The 20,315-nt window shown below is 68.5% G+C and carries 20 protein-coding genes; 5 read left to right on the forward strand and 15 right to left on the reverse strand.

The features are described from left to right. Positions 1 to 4 precede the first annotated feature (4 nt). Genes ACFVWG_RS22025 through pyrR form a run of 7 tightly spaced genes read right to left on the reverse strand, consistent with a single transcriptional unit; the run spans position 5 to position 8,865 of the window. On the reverse strand, positions 5 to 1,063 hold the full coding sequence (locus ACFVWG_RS22025; RefSeq protein WP_391545219.1) for a quinone-dependent dihydroorotate dehydrogenase: 1,059 nt from the start codon (positions 1,061 to 1,063) through the stop codon (positions 5 to 7). Next, entirely contained in the window at positions 1,056 to 4,376 is a 3,321-nt protein-coding gene (gene carB / locus ACFVWG_RS22030) for a carbamoyl-phosphate synthase large subunit (protein WP_391545220.1), read from the reverse strand. Before carB ends, ACFVWG_RS22025 begins: the two co-directional genes overlap by 8 nt. Continuing rightward, on the reverse strand, positions 4,376 to 5,497 hold the full coding sequence (carA, locus tag ACFVWG_RS22035; RefSeq protein WP_391545221.1) for a glutamine-hydrolyzing carbamoyl-phosphate synthase small subunit: 1,122 nt from the start codon (positions 5,495 to 5,497) through the stop codon (positions 4,376 to 4,378). The genes carB and carA overlap by 1 nt, the downstream gene beginning before the upstream one ends. Continuing rightward, complete coding sequence (locus ACFVWG_RS22040) at positions 5,494 to 5,997, reverse strand: hypothetical protein (RefSeq protein WP_391545222.1); 504 nt, start codon at positions 5,995 to 5,997, stop codon at positions 5,494 to 5,496. Before ACFVWG_RS22040 ends, carA begins: the two co-directional genes overlap by 4 nt. Further along, the gene (locus ACFVWG_RS22045) at positions 5,994 to 7,301 is read right to left on the reverse strand and encodes a dihydroorotase (protein WP_391545223.1); all 1,308 of its coding nucleotides are present in this window, start codon (positions 7,299 to 7,301) and stop codon (positions 5,994 to 5,996) included. The genes ACFVWG_RS22040 and ACFVWG_RS22045 overlap by 4 nt, the downstream gene beginning before the upstream one ends. Continuing rightward, positions 7,298 to 8,242 carry an aspartate carbamoyltransferase catalytic subunit gene (locus ACFVWG_RS22050; RefSeq protein ID WP_391545224.1) on the reverse strand — a complete coding sequence of 315 codons (945 nt, stop codon included), beginning with the start codon at positions 8,240 to 8,242 and terminating at the stop codon, positions 7,298 to 7,300. Before ACFVWG_RS22050 ends, ACFVWG_RS22045 begins: the two co-directional genes overlap by 4 nt. Further along, positions 8,242 to 8,865, reverse strand: coding sequence for a bifunctional pyr operon transcriptional regulator/uracil phosphoribosyltransferase PyrR (gene pyrR, locus ACFVWG_RS22055; RefSeq protein WP_391545225.1), 624 nt, complete (start codon positions 8,863 to 8,865; stop codon positions 8,242 to 8,244). The genes ACFVWG_RS22050 and pyrR overlap by 1 nt, the downstream gene beginning before the upstream one ends. A gap of 205 nt (positions 8,866 to 9,070) precedes the next feature. On the opposite strand from pyrR, the gene ACFVWG_RS22060 reads away from it, so the two are divergent. Then, the gene (locus tag ACFVWG_RS22060) at positions 9,071 to 9,586 is read left to right on the forward strand and encodes a transcriptional regulator (protein ID WP_391545226.1); all 516 of its coding nucleotides are present in this window, start codon (positions 9,071 to 9,073) and stop codon (positions 9,584 to 9,586) included. A gap of 246 nt (positions 9,587 to 9,832) precedes the next feature. Here the strand turns inward: ACFVWG_RS22060 and nusB are convergent, their stop codons facing one another. Together nusB and efp are read right to left on the reverse strand one after the other, a co-directional pair. After that, positions 9,833 to 10,243, reverse strand: coding sequence for a transcription antitermination factor NusB (gene nusB / locus ACFVWG_RS22065; RefSeq protein ID WP_391545227.1), 411 nt, complete (start codon positions 10,241 to 10,243; stop codon positions 9,833 to 9,835). Positions 10,244 to 10,249: 6 nt separating this feature from the next. Continuing rightward, the gene (gene efp / locus ACFVWG_RS22070) at positions 10,250 to 10,813 is read right to left on the reverse strand and encodes an elongation factor P (protein WP_391545228.1); all 564 of its coding nucleotides are present in this window, start codon (positions 10,811 to 10,813) and stop codon (positions 10,250 to 10,252) included. Between the two features lie 294 nt (positions 10,814 to 11,107). On the opposite strand from efp, the gene ACFVWG_RS22075 reads away from it, so the two are divergent. Continuing rightward, on the forward strand, positions 11,108 to 11,869 hold the full coding sequence (locus ACFVWG_RS22075; RefSeq protein WP_391545229.1) for a hypothetical protein: 762 nt from the start codon (positions 11,108 to 11,110) through the stop codon (positions 11,867 to 11,869). Here ACFVWG_RS22075 and ACFVWG_RS22080 read toward each other — a convergent pair. Together ACFVWG_RS22080 and ACFVWG_RS22085 are read right to left on the reverse strand one after the other, a co-directional pair. After that, the gene (locus ACFVWG_RS22080) at positions 11,835 to 12,659 is read right to left on the reverse strand and encodes a methyltransferase domain-containing protein (RefSeq protein WP_391545230.1); all 825 of its coding nucleotides are present in this window, start codon (positions 12,657 to 12,659) and stop codon (positions 11,835 to 11,837) included. The genes ACFVWG_RS22075 and ACFVWG_RS22080 overlap by 35 nt on opposite strands. A gap of 2 nt (positions 12,660 to 12,661) precedes the next feature. Then, on the reverse strand, positions 12,662 to 13,159 hold the full coding sequence (locus ACFVWG_RS22085; RefSeq protein ID WP_391545231.1) for a MarR family winged helix-turn-helix transcriptional regulator: 498 nt from the start codon (positions 13,157 to 13,159) through the stop codon (positions 12,662 to 12,664). Positions 13,160 to 13,232: 73 nt separating this feature from the next. On the opposite strand from ACFVWG_RS22085, the gene ACFVWG_RS22090 reads away from it, so the two are divergent. From ACFVWG_RS22090 to ACFVWG_RS22100, 3 genes are all read left to right on the forward strand, one after another. Beyond that, the gene (locus ACFVWG_RS22090) at positions 13,233 to 14,144 is read left to right on the forward strand and encodes an EamA family transporter (RefSeq protein WP_391545232.1); all 912 of its coding nucleotides are present in this window, start codon (positions 13,233 to 13,235) and stop codon (positions 14,142 to 14,144) included. A 2-nt stretch (positions 14,145 to 14,146) separates the two neighbouring features. Beyond that, positions 14,147 to 14,749 carry an NAD(P)-dependent oxidoreductase gene (locus tag ACFVWG_RS22095; protein ID WP_391545233.1) on the forward strand — a complete coding sequence of 201 codons (603 nt, stop codon included), beginning with the start codon at positions 14,147 to 14,149 and terminating at the stop codon, positions 14,747 to 14,749. 82 nt (positions 14,750 to 14,831) lie between these two features. Then, positions 14,832 to 16,169 carry a hypothetical protein gene (locus tag ACFVWG_RS22100; protein ID WP_391545234.1) on the forward strand — a complete coding sequence of 446 codons (1,338 nt, stop codon included), beginning with the start codon at positions 14,832 to 14,834 and terminating at the stop codon, positions 16,167 to 16,169. A 118-nt stretch (positions 16,170 to 16,287) separates the two neighbouring features. Here the strand turns inward: ACFVWG_RS22100 and ACFVWG_RS22105 are convergent, their stop codons facing one another. From ACFVWG_RS22105 to ACFVWG_RS22120, 4 genes are read right to left on the reverse strand one after another with little or no spacing between them, the layout of a single operon-like run. Next, complete coding sequence (locus ACFVWG_RS22105; RefSeq protein ID WP_391545235.1) at positions 16,288 to 17,415, reverse strand: zinc ribbon domain-containing protein; 1,128 nt, start codon at positions 17,413 to 17,415, stop codon at positions 16,288 to 16,290. Further along, on the reverse strand, positions 17,399 to 17,944 hold the full coding sequence (locus tag ACFVWG_RS22110; protein ID WP_391545236.1) for a phage tail protein: 546 nt from the start codon (positions 17,942 to 17,944) through the stop codon (positions 17,399 to 17,401). The genes ACFVWG_RS22105 and ACFVWG_RS22110 overlap by 17 nt, the downstream gene beginning before the upstream one ends. Before the next feature lie 5 nt (positions 17,945 to 17,949). After that, positions 17,950 to 19,896, reverse strand: a complete 1,947-nt coding sequence (locus tag ACFVWG_RS22115; protein WP_391545237.1) for a putative baseplate assembly protein — start codon at positions 19,894 to 19,896, stop codon at positions 17,950 to 17,952. Beyond that, the gene (locus tag ACFVWG_RS22120) at positions 19,893 to 20,315 is read right to left on the reverse strand and encodes a GPW/gp25 family protein (protein ID WP_391545238.1); all 423 of its coding nucleotides are present in this window, start codon (positions 20,313 to 20,315) and stop codon (positions 19,893 to 19,895) included. Before ACFVWG_RS22120 ends, ACFVWG_RS22115 begins: the two co-directional genes overlap by 4 nt.

The following is a 20,315-nucleotide window of genomic DNA, read 5'->3' on the forward strand; positions in this document are numbered from 1 at the left end:
AAGTTCATGGCAGTCTCCGATTGATCTGGCTCCTGTTGATCTGGCGAATCAAGCCAGGACCGCGGTAGATCAGGCCCGAGTAGACCTGCACCAAGCTGGCCCCGGCATCCAGCAGCCGTACGGCGTCGTCCGGGTCCACGATTCCGCCGACCCCGATCACGGGGAGCGCTCCCCCGGTTTCCGCGTGGATGTGCGCGACCGTCTTGGCCGCGATCTCGGTCAGTGGCCGTCCGGACAACCCACCGGCCTCGCTAGCCAGCGGATGTGACTCGACCCCCGGCCGGCCGATGGTGGTGTTGGTGGCGATGATCCCCGCGACGCCGACGTCCGTGCAGACCTGCAGCAGTTCGTCGATCGCCGAGGGAGTGAGGTCCGGCGCGATCTTCACCAGCACCGGCTTGGCGGTTCCATTGCCTAGGGCAACCGCTTCGTCGGACAGCGCGGTGAGGAGTTCACGGAGCTGTCCGGAGTCCTGGAGAGAGCGCAATCCCGGCGTGTTCGGCGACGACACATTGACCGCGAAGTAGTCGCCGTACTGGTAGAGCCGGCGCAGCGACATCACGTAGTCGTCGACCGCCTGGTCCAGTGGCGTCACCTTCGACTTGCCGATCGAGACACCCAGCGGGTACCCGAGCGGCCCGTACGCCGACAACCGCTCGGCCAGCGCCGCCGAACCGAGGTTGTTGAACCCCATCCGGTTGATGACGGCCTCGTCCTCGACCAGCCGGAACAGCCGCGGTTTCTCGTTCCCCGGCTGCGGCTGCGCGGTCACCGTGCCGACCTCGACGAACCCGAACCCGAGCGCCCGCCAGGCCGGCAACGCGATCCCGTTCTTGTCCATCCCCGCCGCCAGCCCGACCGGCCCCGGGAACCGAATCCCGAAGACCGTCCGTGCCGCCGAGGCCGGGATCGCCCCGAAAGATCGCGAGAGAGCGCTCACCGCGCCGGGAACGCGCCCGAGCCGACGCAGGCCGTGCAGCGTCTGCTCGTGCGCGATCTCCGCATCACCCTTGCCCAGCCGGTACAGCACCGGGCGCAGGACCTTGCCGTAAAGACTAGCCACGGTCGGTGGCCCGCTCACCGCGGATCCGCGGCACCCAGTCCTGCAGAGAGCGCACTCCGATGTTCCCGGTCCGCTGCGCCTCGATCCCCTGTACGGCGGCCGCGAGCCCCTGCACCGTGGTGATGCACGGGATGTTGCGCGCCACCGCCGCCGAGCGGATCTCGTACCCGTCCAGCCGTGGCGAGCCACCCTGCGTGATCCCGATCGGCGTGTTGACGATCAGGTTCAGCTCACCGTCCTGGACCATCTGCACGATCGTCGGTTCACCGTTCGGCCCCGGCCCCTGGCTGCTCTTGCGAACCGTCACGGCGTCGACCCCGTTGCGGCGCAGCACATCCGCCGTACCTTCGGTCGCGTAGATCTGGAAGCCCAGATCGGCCAGCCGCTTCACCGGGAAGATCATGTGCCGTTTGTCCCGGTTGGCCACCGACACGAACACCTTGCCCGAGCCCGGCAGCGGCTGCGACGCCCCGGCCTGCGACTTGGCGAAGGCGATCCCGAAGGTGTCGTCGAAGCCCATCACCTCACCGGTCGAGCGCATCTCCGGCCCGAGCACGGTGTCCACCGACCGGCCGTCGATGGTGCGGAACCGGTTGAACGGCATCACGGCTTCCTTCACCGCGATCGGCGCGTTCGGCGGCAACGTCCCGCCGTCGCCAACGGCCGGCAGCATGCCCTCGGCCCGCAACTCGGCGATCGTTGCTCCGAGCATCACCCGGGCCGCGGCCTTGGCCAGCGGTGTGGCCGTCGCCTTCGACACGAACGGCACCGTCCGCGAGGCCCGCGGGTTCGCCTCCAGCACGTAGAGCACGTCGCCGGCGAGCGCGTACTGCACGTTCAGCAGACCCCGTACGCCGACGCCGCGCGCGATCGCCTCGGTCGACTGCCGGATCTTCTCGATGTCGGCGTTCCCGAGCGTGATCGGCGGCAGCGCGCAGGACGAGTCGCCCGAGTGCACCCCGGCCTCCTCGATGTGCTCCATCACGCCGCCCAGGAATAGCTCGGTCCCGTCGAAGAGTCCGTCGACGTCGATCTCGACCGCGTCGTCGAGGAATCGGTCGACCAGCACCGGGTGCTCGAAGGCCTCACCGCCACCCAACCGCTCCAGCGCGGCCGAAAGCTCGTCGCGGCTGTAGACGATCTCCATCCCGCGCCCGCCGAGCACGTACGACGGCCGGACGAGCACCGGGAACCCGATCTCCTCGGCAACCCCGTGCGCCTCCTCCGCAGAGAGCGCGATCCCGTGCTTCGGCGCGGGCAACCCGGCGGCCGCGAGGACCTTGCCGAACGCACCCCGCTCCTCGGCCAGGTGGATCGCAGCCGGCGACGTCCCGACGATCGGTACCCCGGCGTCCGCGAGCCGCTGCGCCAGCCCCAGCGGGGTCTGACCACCCAACTGGACGATCACTCCGGCGACCGGGCCGGCCTGCATCTCGGCGTACACGATCTCGAGGACGTCCTCGCAGGTGAGCGGCTCGAAGTACAGCCGGTCGGAGGTGTCGTAGTCGGTCGAGACCGTCTCCGGGTTGCAGTTGACCATGATCGTGCAGTACCCGGCGTCGCGTAGCGCCATCGACGCGTGCACACACGAGTAGTCGAACTCGATGCCCTGCCCGATCCGGTTCGGCCCGGAGCCGAGGATCAGGACGGCGGGTTCGGTGCGCGGCGCGACCTCGCTCTCCTCGTCGTACGACGAGTAGTGGTACGGCGTCGTGGCCGCGAACTCGGCCGCACACGTGTCGACCGTCTTGTAGACCGGCCGGATCCCGAGTGCCTGCCGGACACCCCGTACGACGTCCTCCGTCAGCCCGCGGATCTCGGCCAGCTGCAGGTCGGAGAACCCGTGCCGCTTCGCGAGCTTGATCACGTCGGGCGTCAGCCGCGGCGCGGCGGCAACCTGGAGAGCGGTCTCGTGGATCAGGTACATCTGGTCCACGAACCACGGGTCGATCTTCGTCGCGTCGAAGATCTGCTCCGGCGTCGCACCGGCGCGGATCGCGTCCATGATGATCCGCAGCCGGCCGTCCTGCGGCGTCCTGATCGCTTCGAGGAGCGGTTGAAGGTCGCTGGCGGGTTCGCCGGCCCAGGTGAACCTGGCCTCCGGCTTCTCCAGCGACCGCAGCGCCTTCTGCAGCGCCTCGGTGTAGTTGCGGCCGATCGCCATCGCCTCGCCGACGCTCTTCATGTGCGTGGTCAGCGTGGCGTCCGCGGCCGGGAACTTCTCGAACGCGAACCGCGGCACCTTCACCACCACGTAGTCCAGCACCGGCTCGAAGCTCGCCGGGGTCTGCTGGGTGATGTCGTTCGGGATCTCGTCGAGGGTGTAGCCGATGGCGACCTTGGCGGCGATCTTCGCGATCGGGAAGCCGGTCGCCTTCGAGGCCAGCGCCGACGAGCGGGACACCCGCGGGTTCATCTCGATCACGATCAGCCGGCCGTCGGCCGGGTTCACCGCGAACTGGATGTTGCAGCCGCCGGTGTCGACGCCGACCTCGCGGATGATGCCGATCGAGAGGTCGCGCATGATCTGGTACTCGCGGTCCGTCAGCGTCATCGCCGGCGCGACCGTGACCGAGTCACCAGTGTGCACACCCATCGGGTCGACGTTCTCGATCGAGCAGATGATCACGACGTTGTCGGCCTTGTCGCGCATCACCTCCAGCTCGTACTCCTTCCACCCGAGGATCGACTCCTCGATCAGCACCTCGGTGGTCGGCGACGCGTGCAGGCCGGCCCCGGCGATCTGCCGCAGGCCGGACTCGTCGTAGGCCATCCCGGAGCCGACGCCGCCCATCGTGAACGAGGGCCGCACCACCAGCGGGTAGCCGAGTTCGTCGGCCGCACCCATCACGTCGTCGAGCGTGTGGCAGATGACCGAGCGCGCGGTCTCGGCGCCGAGCTTCTCGACGATGTGCTTGAACGACTCCCGGTTCTCACCGCGCTGGATCGCGTCGACGCTCGCGCCGATCAGCTCCACGCCGTACTTCTCCAGAACGCCGTTGTCGTGCAGCGCGATCGCCGCGTTCAGCGCGGTCTGGCCGCCCAGGGTGGCGAGCAGCGCGTTCGGGCGCTCCTTCTCGATCACCTTCTCGACGTACTCGGGGGTGATCGGCTCGACGTACGTGGCGTCGGCGAACTCCGGGTCCGTCATGATCGTGGCCGGGTTGGAGTTCACCAGGATGACCCGGAACCCCTCCTCCCGCAGTACCCGGCAGGCCTGGGTACCGGAGTAGTCGAACTCGCAGGCCTGGCCGATCACGATCGGGCCGGAGCCGATGACGAGGACCGACTCGATATCTGTACGACGTGGCATCAGGCCCGCCCCTCCATCAACTCTACGAACCGATCGAACAGGTACGCCGAATCGTGCGGCCCTGCTGCGGCTTCGGGGTGGTACTGCACAGAGAACGCGAGCACCCGGCCGTCATGACCGGTGAGCTTGAGTCCTTCGACGACGTTGTCGTTCAGCGAGACGTGGCTGACCTCGGCCAGCCCGTACGGCGTTTCGATCGTCCCCTCAAGGGGTGCGTCCACAGCGAAGCCGTGGTTCTGCGCGGTGATCTCGACCTTGCCGGTGGCGCGATCGAGCACCGGCTGGTTGATCCCGCGGTGCCCGTACTTGAGCTTGAAGGTCCCCAGCCCGAGCGCGCGCCCGAACACCTGGTTGCCGAAGCAGATCCCGAAGTACGGCGTACCGCGCTCCAGTAGCGCCTTCAGCAGCGTGGTCGGATGCTCGGTGGTCTCGGGGTCGCCGGGGCCGTTGCTCATGAAGATGCCGTCCGGGTTCACCGCCAGCACCTCCTCGAGCGTCGCCGTGGCCGGCAGCACGTGCACCTCGATGCCGCGCTCGGCCATCCGCTTCGGTGTCATCGCCTTGATCCCGAGGTCGAGGGCGACCACGGTGAACCGCTTCTCCCCTTCGGCAGCAACGACGTACGGCTCGAAGGTGGTGACCTCCGAGGCCAGATCGGCGCCGGCCATCGCGGGCTGCTCGAGCACCTTCGCCAGGAGCTCCGCGGGGTCGAGCACCGAGGTGGAGATCCCGGCCCGCATCGCGCCGCGTTCGCGCAGGTGCCGGGTCAGCGCGCGGGTGTCGATCCCCGAGATGCCGACGATGCCCTGCGACTTCAGCTGGTCGTCGAGCGAGCGGGTGGCGCGCCAGTTGGACGGCACGCGGGCAGGGTCGCGGACGACGTACCCGGCGACCCAGATCTTGTGCGACTCGTCGTCCTCGTCGTTCACCCCGGTGTTGCCGATGTGCGGCGCCGTCTGGGTGACGATCTGACGGTGGTAGGACGGGTCGGTCAGCGTCTCCTGGTAGCCGGTCATCCCGGTGGTGAACACCGCCTCGCCGAAGGTCTCGCCAGTAGCCCCGTACGACGTACCGGCGAACGACCGGCCGTCCTCAAGGACCAGGAGTGCGGGCTGGCTCATGATTGCTCGGCTCCGATCAAGGTCGCGATGGATTCGGTCAGGGGTGCGGTGTCGGCCTTGCGACGGGGGCGGAAGCCGGTGTCCAGCTCCTTGCCGTCGTGGCTCCAGGTGACCACCACCAGACCGGACTTCTCCGCGGTCACCTTGCCGGCGATGCCACGGTCGGTCCGGACGGCGGTCAGGTGGCCGGCGGGGATGAAGACATCCGCCGCGCCCTGCCGGTGGAAGATCAGGCCGGCCTCGCTGACGGCCAGGTCCGCGGTACTGCGGACGCCCAGTTCGTGCACGGCGATCCGGTCCATCCAGTCGCCGGCCGACGTGGTGGCGACGTACACGCCTTCCACGCCGCGGGTCTTGTCCCCCGAAGTTTGCACGGGCACCTCGGGCAGCGGCGCCAGCTCGGACTGCCGGGCCTGGCGGTTCCGCCAGCCCCGGTACATCCCGTAGTACGCGGCAGCGATCACCAAGACCGTGCCGGCAATGCCGAAGAAGGTCTTCACTTGGCAGCCTCTTTATTGACTGCGCTGCCGTTCAGGACGGTCGGTTCGCCGCGGAGGAACGTCGCGACCACCTTGCCCGGCAGCGTCATCCCGTGGAACGGCGTGTTCCGCGACAGCGACGCGGACTCGGCCGACTTGATCTCGCGCTGCGCGGCCGGATCCACCAGTACGACGTTCGCCGGGGCGCCCGCCGTGAGCGGCTGACCGTGGTCGCTGATCTGGCCGATCGCGGCCGGGCGGTAGCTCATCCGGTCGGCGACGTCGGCCCAGGTCAGCAGCTTGGTGTCGACCATCGCGTGCTGAACGACCGAGAGAGCGGTCTCCAGGCCGAGCATGCCGAACGCGGCCGCGCTCCACTCGCAGTCCTTGTCCTCGACCGGGTGCGGCGCGTGGTCGGTGGCGACGATGTCGATGGTGCCGTCGGCCAGGCCCTCGCGAACCGCCTCCACGTCCTCCTTGGTGCGCAGCGGCGGGTTCACCTTGAAGACCGGGTTGTAGGTGCTGGCCAGGTCCTCGGTCAGCAGCAGGTGGTGCGGGGTGACCTCGGCGGTCACCTCGAGCCCGCGCTTCTTGGCGGCCCGGACGATGTCGACCGAACCCTTGGTGGACAGGTGGCAGATGTGCAGCTTGGAGCCGACGTGGTGGTTGAGCAGGATGTCGCGGGCGATGATCGCCTCTTCGGCGACACTCGGCCAGCCCTGCAGCCCGAGAACGCCGGAGAGCGCTCCCTCGTTCATCTGCGCGCCCTTGGTCAGGCGCGGCTCCTGCGCGTGCTGGGCGATGGTGCCGCCGAAGGCCTTCACGTACTCGAGGGCGCGCCGCATCAGCGCCGCGTCCCAGACGCAGTCGCCGTCGTCGGAGAAGACCCGGACCCGAGCCGCCGAGTCCGCCATCGCGCCGAGCTCGGCCAGCTGCGTGCCCTGGCGGCCGACGGTGACCGCGCCGATCGGGAACACGTCGGCGTACCCGGCCTCGCGCCCGAGGCGCCAGACCTGCTCGACGACACCGGCGGTGTCGGCGACCGGGTCGGTGTTGGCCATCGCGAAGACCGCGGTGAATCCACCGAGCGCGGCGGCGCGAGTACCGGTGAGAACGGTCTCCGCGTCCTCGCGGCCCGGCTCCCGCAGGTGCGTGTGCAGGTCGACCAGCCCCGGCAGCGCGATCAAACCCTTCGCGTCGATCGTCTCCGCATCGGCCGGCGCGTCAAGCCCGGTGCCGACAGCAACGATCTCCCCGTTGTCGATCAGCAGATCCGCCACCTCACCGCCCACAATGCCGGCGCCGGTGATCAAGTACGCGGTCATGCAGTCTGCTCCTCTGAAGAAGATTCGTTGCTTCCTGACAACAGCAGATAAAGGACGGCCATCCGGATGGCCACGCCGTTGGTGACCTGTTCGACGATCACCGAGCGGGTGGAGTCGGCGACCTCGGCGCTGATCTCCATGCCGCGGTTCATCGGGCCGGGGTGCAGCACGATCGCCTCGTCGGGCAGTTGCGCCATCCGGTGCACATCGAGTCCGTAGCGGCGGGTGTACTCCCGGGCGCTCGGGAAGAACGCCTCCCCCATCCGCTCGCGCTGGACGCGCAGCATCATCACCGCGTCGCTCTTGGCCAAGACCGAGTCGAAGTCATAGGACGTCGTACAGGGCCACAGCGACATGTCGACCGGCAGCAGCGTCGGCGGGGCGACCACGGTGACCTCGGCGCCGAGCGTTGCCAGCAGCAACACGTTGGACCGGGCGACCCGCGAGTGCAGTACGTCGCCGACGATCGTGATCCGGCGGCCGTCCAGCGAGCCGAGGTGGCGGCGCATCGTGAAGGCGTCCAGCAGGGCCTGCGTCGGGTGCTCGTGCGTCCCGTCGCCCGCATTGACGACCGAGCCGGTCATCCAGCCCGAGGTCGCGAGCAGGTGCGGCGCCCCGGAGGAGCCGTGCCGGCAGACGACGCCGTCGGCGCCCATCGCCTGCAGGGTCAGCGCGGTGTCCTTCAGGCTCTCGCCCTTGCTGACGCTCGAGCCCTTGGCGGAGAAGTTGATCACATCGGCCGACAGCCGCTTGGCCGCCGCCTCGAACGAGATCCGGGTCCGGGTGGAGTCCTCGAAGAAGAGGTTCACCACGGTCCGGCCGCGCAGGGCCGGCAGCTTCTTGATCGGCCGGTCCGCCAGCGAGCGCATCTCCTCGGCGGTGTCCAGGATCAGCTGAGCCTCATCCAGACTCAGGTCACCCGCGCTCAGCAAATGCCGCATCAGGACCTCACCCCATCTCTGACGTCCGAAGGACTCGCGGTCGTGGTCGGCGTGTTTTCGGACGTTGCGGGGGTTTTGTCAGCGATCAGTACGGCGTCGGTGCCGTCGTACTCGGTCAGGTGCACGGTCACCCGCTCGACCAGGGAGGTGGGCAGGTTCTTGCCCACATAGTCGGCGCGGATCGGCAGTTCGCGGTGACCGCGGTCGACCAGGACGGCCAACTGGACCGCCTTCGGACGGCCGATGTCGCCGATCGCGTCCAGGGCGGCGCGGATCGTCCGACCGGAGAACAGCACGTCGTCCACCAGGACCACGACCTTGCCGTCGATTCCGCCAGGCGGAATGTCGGTGTGCTCGAGAGCACGGGCCGGTTTGAGGCCGATGTCGTCGCGGTACATGGTCACATCGAGTGACCCCGTGGGCACGCTCTGCCCCTCCACCGCGGCGATCCGCTCGGAGATGCGGGCGGCCAGCCCCACCCCGCGGGTGGGGATACCGAGGAGCACGACAGGGTCGGCACCACGGTTGCGCTCGAGAATCTCGTGCGCGATCCGGGTCAGTGCCCGGGAAATGTCGGAAGCATCCAGCACTGTGCGCGGTACGGGTACCGGGGCAGGGCTCATCGCTACCGTTCCTCCTTTCCTGCCTCTCGGGACAGGTCTTTAAAGGACGTTCGGACCGCTTGACATGGTATCGGATGTGACACGCCGTCTTGACTCTGGCCTCTGACCCAGAATATTGTTACTCTGTGTAACCGAGCGGGGTTTCACCGACCGGCCCGTTTCCAGCGGTCCGGACCACAAGAAAGAGTTCGGAGGGAAGAACCAAGTGCCGAGCGAATACGCGAAGACACTGGGTGGCAAGCTACGCGCCATCCGCCAGCAGCAAGGTCTCTCGCTGCATGGCGTGGAAGAGAAGTCCAAGGGTCGCTGGAAGGCAGTGGTGGTCGGCTCGTACGAGCGTGGCGACCGTGCTGTCACCGTCCAGAAGCTTGCCGAGCTCGCCGATTTCTACGGCGTCCCGGTCGGCGAGCTGCTCCCGGGTTCGGCCAAGGCCGCAGCGGCTGCCGCTGCTCCGCCGCGACTGATCCTCGACCTGGAGGCTCTGCACCACCTCGACGCCGGCGACGCCGGACCGTTGACGCGGTACGCAGCCACCATCCAGGCCCAGCGGGGCGACTACAACGGCAAGGTGCTGTCGATCCGTCAGGACGACATGCGCACCCTGGCGGTCATCTACGACGAGTCGCCGACGACTCTGACCGAGCGCTTCATCTCCTGGGGAGTCCTGAACCCCGAGGCGAAGGGTGACGTCGAAGACACCACCGAGGCTGCCGGCGCCTGAGCGGCGATGACGGTCGGGGCTCGTAGCAGCTTGCCCACGGCCGCCCAGCCCGCTCAACCCCAGCAGTAACGCAGTACCAGCACCACCATCGGCAGGATTCACACCTCACCTGCTGAAACGAGGCCGGGGCCGTTCCCCCCGCGCCAGCACCACGGGGACGCAAGCGCCGGCCCGGGACCGTACCGAGACGGTCACCGGGCCACCGAAGAGGAGTGCCAGAGGGCTCGCCCCCCTCAACCCTGCAGGTCAGATGCCGAGCGTCGGCTTCAGCTGCAGCAGCCGGGCCAGCAGCCCGTTCACGAACGCCGGGGACTCGTCGGTCGACAGGTCCCGCGCCAGCGCCACTGCCTCGCTCACCGCGACCACGTCCGGGACCTGGTCGTCGTACAGCAGCTCGTAGGCACCGATCCGCAGGACGTTGCGGTCCACGGCCGGCATCCGGTCCAGCGACCAACCCACCGAGTGGGCCGACAGCAGGTCGTCGATCGCGTGGATGTTCTTGGCGACGCCCTCGACCAGTGCGACGGTGAACTCGTTCACCGGCGGGTCGTTGTCCTCGATCCGGTCGGACAGGGTGCCGCCGACCGGCAGCCCCCTGACCTCGGACTCGAACAGGACGTCCAGTGCCCGTTTACGGGCCTTGCTCCGGGCAGACATCGCCGATCAGGACGTGACGCGGCCGAGGTAGTCCCCGGTCCGGGTGTCCACCTTGACCTTTTCGCCGGTGGTCAGGAACAGCGGGACCTGGATCGTGAACCCGGTCTCGAGCTTGGCCGGCTTGGTGCCACCGGTCGAGCGGTCGCCCTGCAGGCCGGGCTCGGTGTACTCCACCAGCAGCTCGACCGAGGCCGGGAGCTCGACGTACAGCGGGAGCTCCTCGTGGACGGCCACGATGGCGTCCTGGTTCTCCAGCAGGAAGTGCGAGGCGTCGCCGACGACCTCGGGGGTGATGCTCACCTGCTCGTAGGTGGAGCTGTCCATGAAGACGTAGGAGCCGCCGTCGTTGTACAGGTACGTCATGTCGCGCTTGTCGACGTTGGCCACGTCGACCTTGACGTCGGCGTTGAAGGTCTTGTCGACGACCTTGCCGCTCAGCACGTTCTTGAGCTTGGTGCGCATGACCGCACCGCCCTTACCGGGCTTGTGGTGCTGGAACCAGACGACAGACCACAGCTGCCCATCCAGGTTGAGCACCATGCCGTTCTTGAGGTCGTTCGTCGAAGCCACGCGGGTATACCCTTCGAAATCGATCAGCGGTAAGAGTGCGTCAGAGGACTCAGCGCCGTAGCGAGCAGGTGCTCGGTGCGGTGGATCGGCGTGCTGGGGCGAAGGGTTAGATGTGGAGCATCTTGCCCTTTGCACCAGTGCGGCGAGGTGCCGTGCCGAGTGCCGCGCAGTAGGCGCTGGGTTCTCTGACGCGCTCTAACACCGGATTGTAGCGGTCGGAGGCCTGTTCCTCCGACTCGCGCCACTCGCAGCGCCTACGCTGGCCTCACGGGCAGGACCGCTGGGAGGCCGGGCATGGAATTCGCGATCTTCGTCATCATCTTCGTCGTCGTCTCGATCATCGGCGCGGTGAAGAAGCAGAGCACCTCGAAGGGGCAGCCCTCGCCGCGGGTGCAGAAGCTCATCGAGCGCATCCAGGCCCAGCAGGGCGGCAACCAGCCGCTGCAGTTCCAGGGCCAGTTCACGCAGCCGACCGGCCCGCAGGGACAGCTCGCGGGCAGTCAGCAGGCCGGCGCCGCACTGCAGGCGCTGATGCAGGCAGGCCGCCAGCACGCACACCCCGGTGAGCGGATGACCCCGGGTCAGCCGGCGCTACCGCAGCAGTACCAGCCGGCGCCGTACCAGCCTGGTCCTTACCAGCCGCCCGCCACCTGGCAGCCGACAATCCCGCAGCACAACTACCAGCAGCGCGGACCGCAGCCGAAGCCGAACCTGGACGCCCGGGTGCGCGAACTGATGAAGAGCGGTAACGAGGTCACCGCCGTCCGGGTGCTGTCGGACGAGCTGGACCTCGGTCTGCTCGAAGCCCAGAAGTACGCGCGCAACCTCGTCGCCCCGGCCGCCGCGGCAAAGCAGGCTCCCGCCGCCGAGGTGGTCGAGGACGAGACCAGGTACGTCGGTTCGGCCGCGATCGCGGAGTCGATGTTCGCCGTCGACCGGGACGAGGACACCTGGGCCAGCGGCTGGGTGGACACTCCCGAGCCCGACGACCGCTCCGACATCGACGAGCTGTGGGAGACCGTCAGGAACCCGCCGCGGCCAACCGGCGCACAGTAAAGGTGTGGTGCCGCCGGACCAGATGAACCCCCGGCGGCAGCTCGGCACCAGGCCGATGCGCCTGCACCGACAGCTCAGCTGTCTCCCAAGCTCTTAGGTCCGGTACGTCGTCCTCCGGGTGCGCCCCGACGCCCTGCATGTTCACGAAGCCGCATCTGACCGCAGACAAGCTCTCCAGGTGCCCGGCGACCTCTTCGAACGCGACAGACCGCGTCTGCTCCCCCAACCGCAGCGGTACGACGATGCGGCCGCCTGGCGTGAGCTGGTCGACCCAGGCCGTCGGAACGTCCCAGGCGCTCACCGTCACCACGATGCGGTCGTACGGCGCGTCGTCGGGCACACCGAACTCACCATCTGCCTGTACGACGCGGACATCGTCGTACCCGGCCCTTCTGAGTCCTGCATGGGCTCGTCCGACCACGTCCGGGTCGATGTCGACCGTGGTGACTCGTCCGGCCAGCTCCCGCAGAAGGGCGGCGTTGTAGCCACCGGAGCCGATCTCCAGCACGTGATCGTCCGGCCGGATCGCCGCCTGTTCCAGCATGACCGCGACGATGCTCGGCTGTGACACCGAGCTGATGACCATGCCGTCCGCGTCGCGCTTCATCGGCACCACGTCATCGGCGTACGCGACCCGGAGTGGTACCCGCGGGACGAACAGGTGCCGCGGGACGGCTTGGAACGCGGCAGCCACTCGCTCGCTCCGGATGGTTCCTTCGGCGACCAGCCGGCGAGTGAGCCGAGCGCGCAGCGAGACAGCCCGGGCTGGGTCGTCTCCGCGCGCTGGCATGGTCAGTCCGTTTTGTCGCCGAGGGACTCGAGCAGTGCCCGCAGGGTGTCCGCGAGCCGCACACGCTCGCTCTTGGACAGTGCGGCGAGCAGGCGCTCTTCGGTCTCGAGGTGGGTCGGTAGGACGGCGTCGATGAGCCGGAGCCCCTCAGCGGTCAGTGTGACCTGCACACCACGCCCGTCGGTATCACTGGGCTTGCGGCTGACCAGACCGCGCGCCTCCAACCGGTCCAGCCGCTGCGTGATGGCCCCCGAGGTCACCATCGACGACCGCATCAGCCCGGCCGGAGTGAGGGTGTGCTCGGAGTTGCTCCGCCGCAGCGTGGCCAGTACGTCGAAGGAGGCCGAGTCCAGGTCGTGCCGTGCGTAGTTGCGGCGGAGCTCGTTGTCGGTGAGCTGCGCCAGGCGCTTGAGCCGGCCGATCACAGCCATCGGCGAGGCGTCCACGTCCGGACGCTGCTCGGCCCACTGCTCGAGGATCTGGTCGACGTGATCGGGCATGGCTTCACAGTAGTCCAGATTGCTTAGCGCTGAGGTATTGAAAAGTATCTTAGCGCTGAGGTACTTTATCTTAGTGCTAAACAATCGACTGGCTCTCCTCCTCGTCACGGCGATCACGCCGATGCTCTGGGGAACGACGTACCTCGTCACGACGGAACTGCTTCCGCCCCACCGCCCGCTGCTCGCCGCCGTGATCCGCGCCCTGCCGGCCGGTCTGCTGCTGATCGCGATCACCCGGAAACTGCCGCACGGCCACTGGTGGTGGCGCTCGCTCGTGCTGGGCACGCTGAACATCGGCGCGTTCTTCGCCCTGCTCTTCGTCGGCGCCTACCGGTTGCCGGGTGGGGTCGCTGCCACGGTCGGCGCGATTCAGCCGCTCGTGGTGATGATGCTGTCGACCGGTCTGCTCAAGGAGCGGCTGTCGACCCGCAAGGTGCTGGCTGCGGTCGCCGGTGTGTTCGGGGTGAGCCTGCTGGTACTGCGGGCCGACGCGCGGCTCGACATGTGGGGTGTTCTCGCCGCTCTCGGGGGTGCGGTCGTGATGGCGGCCGGCGTCGTACTGAGTAAGCGCTGGGCCTCCCCTGCTCCCCTACTGGCCACCACCGGCTGGCAGCTCGTGGCCGGTGGCCTGGTGCTGCTCCCAGTCGCCTACCTGGTCGAAGGCGCGCCCCCGGCTCACCTGACGCTGGCCAACGTCGGCGGCTACGCGTACCTGACCATCATCGGCTCCGCACTCGCCTACGCCCTCTGGTTCCGCGGTCTGCGCGCGCTAGGCCCCACCGACGTCACCTTCCTCGGTCTACTCAGCCCAGTGGTCGCCACCCTCCTCGGCTGGCTAGTACTCGACCAGCGTCTCTCCACTGCCCAGCTGATCGGCGGCCTGATCGTCCTGGTCGCCCTAGTCACCGCCCAGCTCCGCAGGCGCTCGCCCAAGCCTCAGACGGCGACTCCGGCTCTCATTCCTGCTACTGCTGGAAGGTGCTGAGCATGCGCATCCTCGTCTTCGGCGCCACCGGCGCGGTCGGCAGCCGTGTCTCCCAAGAAGCCCTCAACCGCGGCCACCACGTCACTGCCGTCAGCAGGGCAGGCACGGTGCAGGGTGATGCTTCTGACGCTGCCGACGTGGCAGAGCTGTCCCAAGGGCACGACGTGGTGATCAGTGCGACCAGACCGCATGCCGGCCAGGAAGCCGAGCTGACACTCGCCGCGAAAGGTCTCCTGAACGGACTCCGCTTCAGCCGCGTCCGTCTGATCCTGGTCGGCGGTGCAGCAAGTCTGACCGTCCCCGGGACCGGCCGGACGCTGGCTGAGCAGCCTGACTTCCCTGCGGAGCTCAGGCCGATCGCTGAGGCCTGCAACGAGCAACTGGACCTGGTGCGCACCGCCACTGACGTGGACTGGACCTATGTCAGTCCCCCGGCACTCCTTGAACCAGGCATCCGCACAGGCAACTATCGACTGGGTACTGACGAGCTGGTGGTCGCCGCGGACGGCACGTCGTCCCTCTCGATGGAGGACTTCGCCATGGCGCTCGTCGACGAGGCAGAGCGGGCACAGCACCGTGGCCGGCGGTTCACGGTGGGCTACTAGGGCTACTAGGGCTATTCGGGCTGCCCGATCGGCTGTACGGCGGCTCGCTGTGCTGGAACGCGTCTGACTCGATCCTTGATGCGTGTCTACTTCAGCGCGGTTGGATGTTGCGGAACTCGTCGTGGTGCCAGGTGTCGCGGCTCAGTGCCGGGTCACGGTGGCGAACCGGGGCTCGGTGGTCGAGGCCTACACGCTGACGCCGGTCGGGGATCTGGCCGCGTACGCGGTGATCGAACCGGCCGTGCTGTCGCTGTACCCGGACGCCGAGGGCAGTGCCACGGTGACGATCACGGTCCCCCAGGAGGCCGTCGTACAGGCTGGTGACGTGCCGTTCGGCGTACTGGTCGAGCCGAAGGAGCATCCGGCCGACACGGCGGTACCGGAGGCCATGGTTCATGTGCAGCCGTTCAGCGACCTGACGGCGGAGCTCACACCGCGTACGTCGCATGGCTCGCGCGTCGGCCGGCACACGGTGTCCATCGACAACCGGGGCAATCAGCCGGTGACGGTGGAGCTGTCCGGCAAGGACCCGGACGCTGTGGTCGAGTTCCGCTTCTCCCCCAGCACCATTGAGGTCCAGCCCGGTGCAGCTGCGTTCGCCAAGGTGAAGGCGCGGCCGCTGGATCGCATCTGGCGCGGTACGCCGAAGACGCGGCAATTCAGCATCGTCGTCACACAGGTCGCGCGGGGCGGTCAGCCCGGCGCCACCATCACCAAGGTCGACGGCATGATGGTCCAGGACCCGATCCTGCCGTCGTGGACCGGCAAAGCGATCGCCGGCGTACTGGCCGCCGCTGCGCTGCTGACCGGCCTCTGGTTCGCCGTACTGCGTCCGTCGGTGGAGTCCGCCGCCCAGCACGCGGTGGAGAAGCCGCTGGCCGCCATCAAGAAGGACACTGCCGCAGCGAAGGACACGGCGGTCAAGGCGCAGGAGACGGCCCAGGTCGCGCAGCAGCAGTCCAACAACACCCAGAAGGGCCAGAACACCCAGAACCAGGCCCAGACCGAGCGGGACAAGCAGATCGCCGCTCAGGCCGCCGCAGCCGTCGGTACGCCGTTCGCGCAGCGCTGGCCGCTGAGTGCGAAGCCGGGCGGGTCCGATCAGTCAACCTACACAGTCCCTGCGGGCAAGATGCTCCGGATCACCGACGTGAACTTCGAGTCCCAGGGCAGCACCGGCTTCCTCGACCTGCGCCGGGACAAGGAGTCGCTGGGCGGCGTCCAGCCGCAGTACTTCCGCAACATCCAGGACTACCGCTACATCGCGCCGCTGGCGGTTCTGCAGCCCGGCCAGAAGGTCGTCGTCCACCTGGACTGCACCGCTCCGGCGCCGGGGGCAACCATCTGCCAGAACGCGATCATGGTCGGCGGCAACCTGGTCGACGTACCGCCGCCCGCCAAGCCCGCTGCCACCAGCTGAACCTCTCCCTCCCCACAAGAGAAGCCCGGGACCTCCCCCACGAGGTCCCGGGCTTCTTGCTGTACTGGTGTTCTCAGGGCTGGTGTTCTCAGGGCTGGTGTTCTCAGGGCTGGTGTTCTCAGGGCTTGCCGAAGAGGTCGATCTCGGCGATCGCGGTCAGCGTCGCGCGGCTCGGGTTGGTGCTGCGGACGACGGCGATCTGGACGCCGCGGGCGTCGGAGACCTTCAGCGTGAACTTCTGGTACTTCGAGCTGTCCGCAAGGCGCAGCCGCTTGATCACCGGCTTGCCACCGGTGAACACGGTGATCTCCAGCTCGGCCGGCCGCGGCCCCGCGACGAACTTCGGGGTCTGGTCGGAGACGCCGGCCCAGACTCCGATGTTGGTGAGCCGGACCGGCTGCTGGAACGTCCCGGTCAGGTAGGGACCGGCCTTCGCGTCCTTGCCGACCCGGGGCGCTCCCCAGTAGGTGTTGTTCGCGCCGTCGAAGGCCAGCGCCGGGACTTGCTTGCCGACGGCCCCACTGCCCTTGATGTTCGTCAGGTGCACCGGCTGCGGCTTGCTCACCATGTCCTGCACGGCATGGACGCCCTTCATCACCAGCGGACGCTGGGGAAACGCCAGGATGCCACCTCCGGCCAGCAACGCCAGTACGACGCCAACCCGCGTCGCGCCACGGAACCGCCGTCGGGCGTTGCCCGGCCGGAAGCGCGTGCCGGCGGCGTAGATGCGTTCACGGCCGAGCAGGCGGCGCCACCAGGCGGTCTTCCGCATCACCTTCGCGTCGACCAGGCTGAAGCCGCACTTGGCGCAGAACCGCCGGGTGCTCTCGTTGGGCATCCCACAGCCACCGCAGATCCGGGATCCGGTCGGAATGATCACCGGCGACTTGGACCGGCGGGGCATCTTCCGCTTGACCGTCTGCGGTTGCCGCGACCCCGGCTGCCGCGCAGGCTGCTGCTGCACCTCTGGCTGCCGAGCAGTCTGCTCCGGTGCCGGCAGCGGAACAGGCCGCTGCGGTGGAGCGCTCTCCGCAGCCGGTGCCGCAGTCTCTTGCGCCACCGCGGCCGCTGCTACTGGTACCTCCTCTGGAGGTTGGGGCGCCTCCTGCGGTTGCACCACGACCTGCGTGGTTGCCGCACCCGGTGCCTCGACCTTCTCGCCTTCCCACTCGAGGAAGACGCCGCACCGCGCGCAGAAGACCGTACCGTCCTCGTTCTGCTCACCACAGTCACTGCACAGGATCATCGCTGGCCTCCACGACCTCGATCCGGGCCGGCAGGTTCGCCGGCCGTAGCGCTTCGACGATGCGGCGGACTACCGCCTCATCTGCTTGTGCCGGCACCCGTACGACGAGTCGCGGCAGATCTGAGCCCGGTGGGGTGGACTGCGCTTGCGCGGACCACGCCGTACCGCCGGACTCTGTGACGTCGGCATCGATCCCACAGGCCAGCCGCAGCGTCTCGCGCAGTGCGGCTGCTGCGCCGCGGGAGCGATGCAGCTCGACCGCGGCCGCGACCAGCAACCGCTGCCGGTCAGCAGGGATGCGTGGATCAGTGAACGCCGCCACCCAGGACCCCAGCACCTCAACGAAGTCCTCTGGTGCCAGTGCGGGATCCAGGTACGCCGGGAAGTTGTCCAGCGTGGACACGATCGGCGCCAGCGCGTCATCGAAGACTGTGGTCAGTCGCGCCGCCAGATCGTCCTCACCGTAGATGCCGGGCAGGATCGCGAGCAGTGGATGGGGATTGTGCAGACCGTCGACCAGACCACGCATCGGCGCTACCTCCGCACCAGGATCTGGTGCTCGAACGAGAACACCAGCTCCGTCCGGGCCAGGTCGATCCGCTCGACCGGAGTCTCACTGCGCGTCCCGAGGACCGGGTCCGCCAGGTACAGCCGCACGTCCTCCACCGACTCGACACCGCGCACCCGCTGCAGTGCCGCATGAATGTCACCGGTCTGTACGGCGCGGCCGAGCGGCCAGCCGTCTTCGCGCGGACCACCGACCTGCGGGTGCAGCAGGCGGTAGACAGCAGCGAGCGCTTCCGGGCGTACTCGCTCCGACGACGCATCCGCTGCGGCTGTCAGCCGCGCGACGACCGTCACCGCGCGGTAGTACGGCGGTTCGATCAGCAGGCGGGCGCCAAGCATCCGGCGCGGCTCCAGGTGATCGGCCAGTCGCTGCAGCACCTCATCGGAAGGCCGGAGCGCACCGAAGTCCGTCTGGGCCTGTGGGTCGCCGGCTAGGCGCGGAATCACCAGCAGGCGAACGACATTGGGGTCACTCTCGTCACCGGGCACGCAGTGCACGCGGCCGAGCTCGGGCGTCGCCTCACGCGCGAGCAGCTCGTAGTCCTCGGCCGTCACCGCGCGCGACGCTGTACGGAGGGAGAGCGGTCCGCGCTGCATCGCATCGGACACCTGCTCGCCGTCGACGCCGCCGATCGCGGGCCTGCGGTTGTCGACCTCGGACACGAACGGGAGCGAACTCTTCAGAACGCGGAGAGCGTGTGCTGCCACGTTTCCCGCGCCGCCACCACCGATCCGGTACCGGTCGAGCCGCAGTACGGCGCCCTTCGGCGGCACCGCCCCGTACGACGTCAACGCGCCATCGGGCTGCCGAACCGCCGGGCCGAACAACACCTGGCCGGTCTGTCGATCGAGGGCGAAGTGGTGATCCTCGGCCGTGGAGGCGGCGAAGCTGTCGACGAGGGTCCAGTCGTGCCAGCCGTCATCGGTGCCGACCCGGAGAACTTCGGGATCCGCAGAGAGCGCTATCGGGCGACGCTCGAGGAGGAACCGCTGACCGGCGCTGCCGTCGCTGCGACCGATCTCCTCGAACAGGACTGCCTCGGCGTGCTCCGCGATCGCCGTACCGCCGATCGTCGAAGCCTCGATCGAGCGAACCTTCGGGGACTCGCTGTAGAAGGGCTGGTCGACATCCGGCTCGGTCAGGACGCAGCGCAGCCAGCCGGCGCGCTGCTGCGCGACCACCGAGGGCACGTGGTCGCGGGGAATGTGCAGGACGATGTCGCCGGCCCGGTTGAGGCCGCCGGTACCATCGCGGTCGACCTCGCAGGGCACCCAGTCCTCGCCGTTCCAGGCTTCCCAGCGCAGCGGCGGATCCAGCGGATCGACACCGATACCTTCGACCTCGCAGTCGATCCGGAGCAGCACCGCGTTGGACGGCGCGGCCTCGGTGAGACCCACGTAGAGAGCGCTCCCCGGCGCCGGCGGCTCAGGGAAACACTCGAACCCGATCTTGTCCTGCAGCTCGACGGTCCGGTCCATCGCCCCGCCACCAACGTTGCCAGTGGCAACGGTTTGCAGTGCGGTGGCGACGATCGGCAGGTCCTCGACGGTACTGAAACCGACCGCCTCGTCGTGCTCGGTGCGCAACGTGGCGACCTCGGTCCCGGCCCGGACGGTGATCGTCTCGGGCTGGGCCGCGGACAGCCAGAACGTCACGTCGGCGCGGGCCGCGGCCGGCGCGAACAGCTTGACACCGATCAGGTCGAGGAAGCGCAGGTAGTTGCGCTCCGGTACGCGGTTCAGCCGGTACATCAGCTGATCGACCATCGTGGCGAACGCCTCCACCAACGTGACACCGGGGTCGGACACGTTGTGGTCGGTCCACTCCGGGCAGCGCTGCTGGATCATCCGCTTGGCGTCGTCCACCAACTGCTGGAACCGGCGGTCGTCGAGATTCGGCGCGGTCAGTGTCATTGGGAGGCTCCGGCGTCGAGCTCGATGTGTTCGGGGATCAGGTAGAACGGGAAGACCAGGTTCCGCGGGCTGTTGCTGCCCCGGATCGTGTAGTGAAGATCGATATAGAGCGCTCCCTCGTCGACCTGGTCGAAGTGCACCCGCACGTCGAGCAGGTCGATCCGCGGCTCCCAGCGGTCCAGCGCGATCCGGACGTCGGCGACGATCTTGCCTGCCGTGGTCGCGTTCGCCGGCGCGAAGATGTGGTCCTGGATCCCGCAGCCGAACTCCGGCCGCATCGGCCGCTCACCCGGCGACGTCCCGAGGATGAGCCGGATGCTCTCCTCGATCTCCCGGTCGGCCCGGACCAGCGCGACCCGCCCGGTGGCGTCCGTACGCAACGGGAACGCCCAGCCGGCGCCGACGAACTCCGAACTCAC

This window comes from Kribbella sp. NPDC058245, from assembly GCF_042882005.1.
Taxonomy (GTDB): Bacteria; Actinomycetota; Actinomycetes; order Propionibacteriales; family Kribbellaceae; genus Kribbella.

What these genes read in the sequence shown, in the direction of transcription:
- ACFVWG_RS22075 (WP_391545229.1), top strand. Translation starts at nt 11,108, where the DNA reads ATGGAATTCGCGATCTTCGTCATCATCTTCGTCGTCGTCTCGATCATC.
- ACFVWG_RS22050 (WP_391545224.1), bottom strand. Translation starts at nt 8,242, where the DNA reads ATGCGGCATTTGCTGAGCGCGGGTGACCTGAGTCTGGATGAGGCTCAG.
- ACFVWG_RS22045 (WP_391545223.1), bottom strand. Translation starts at nt 7,301, where the DNA reads ATGACCGCGTACTTGATCACCGGCGCCGGCATTGTGGGCGGTGAGGTG.
- ACFVWG_RS22110 (WP_391545236.1), bottom strand. Translation starts at nt 17,944, where the DNA reads ATGCGTGGTCTGGTCGACGGTCTGCACAATCCCCATCCACTGCTCGCG.
- ACFVWG_RS22085 (WP_391545231.1), bottom strand. Translation starts at nt 13,159, where the DNA reads ATGCCCGATCACGTCGACCAGATCCTCGAGCAGTGGGCCGAGCAGCGT.
- pyrR (WP_391545225.1), bottom strand. Translation starts at nt 8,865, where the DNA reads ATGAGCCCTGCCCCGGTACCCGTACCGCGCACAGTGCTGGATGCTTCC.
- ACFVWG_RS22095 (WP_391545233.1), top strand. Translation starts at nt 14,147, where the DNA reads ATGCGCATCCTCGTCTTCGGCGCCACCGGCGCGGTCGGCAGCCGTGTC.
- carB (WP_391545220.1), bottom strand. Translation starts at nt 4,376, where the DNA reads ATGCCACGTCGTACAGATATCGAGTCGGTCCTCGTCATCGGCTCCGGC.
- ACFVWG_RS22115 (WP_391545237.1), bottom strand. Translation starts at nt 19,896, where the DNA reads ATGACACTGACCGCGCCGAATCTCGACGACCGCCGGTTCCAGCAGTTG.
- ACFVWG_RS22105 (WP_391545235.1), bottom strand. Translation starts at nt 17,415, where the DNA reads ATGATCCTGTGCAGTGACTGTGGTGAGCAGAACGAGGACGGTACGGTC.
- carA (WP_391545221.1), bottom strand. Translation starts at nt 5,497, where the DNA reads ATGAGCCAGCCCGCACTCCTGGTCCTTGAGGACGGCCGGTCGTTCGCC.
- ACFVWG_RS22080 (WP_391545230.1), bottom strand. Translation starts at nt 12,659, where the DNA reads ATGCCAGCGCGCGGAGACGACCCAGCCCGGGCTGTCTCGCTGCGCGCT.
- nusB (WP_391545227.1), bottom strand. Translation starts at nt 10,243, where the DNA reads ATGTCTGCCCGGAGCAAGGCCCGTAAACGGGCACTGGACGTCCTGTTC.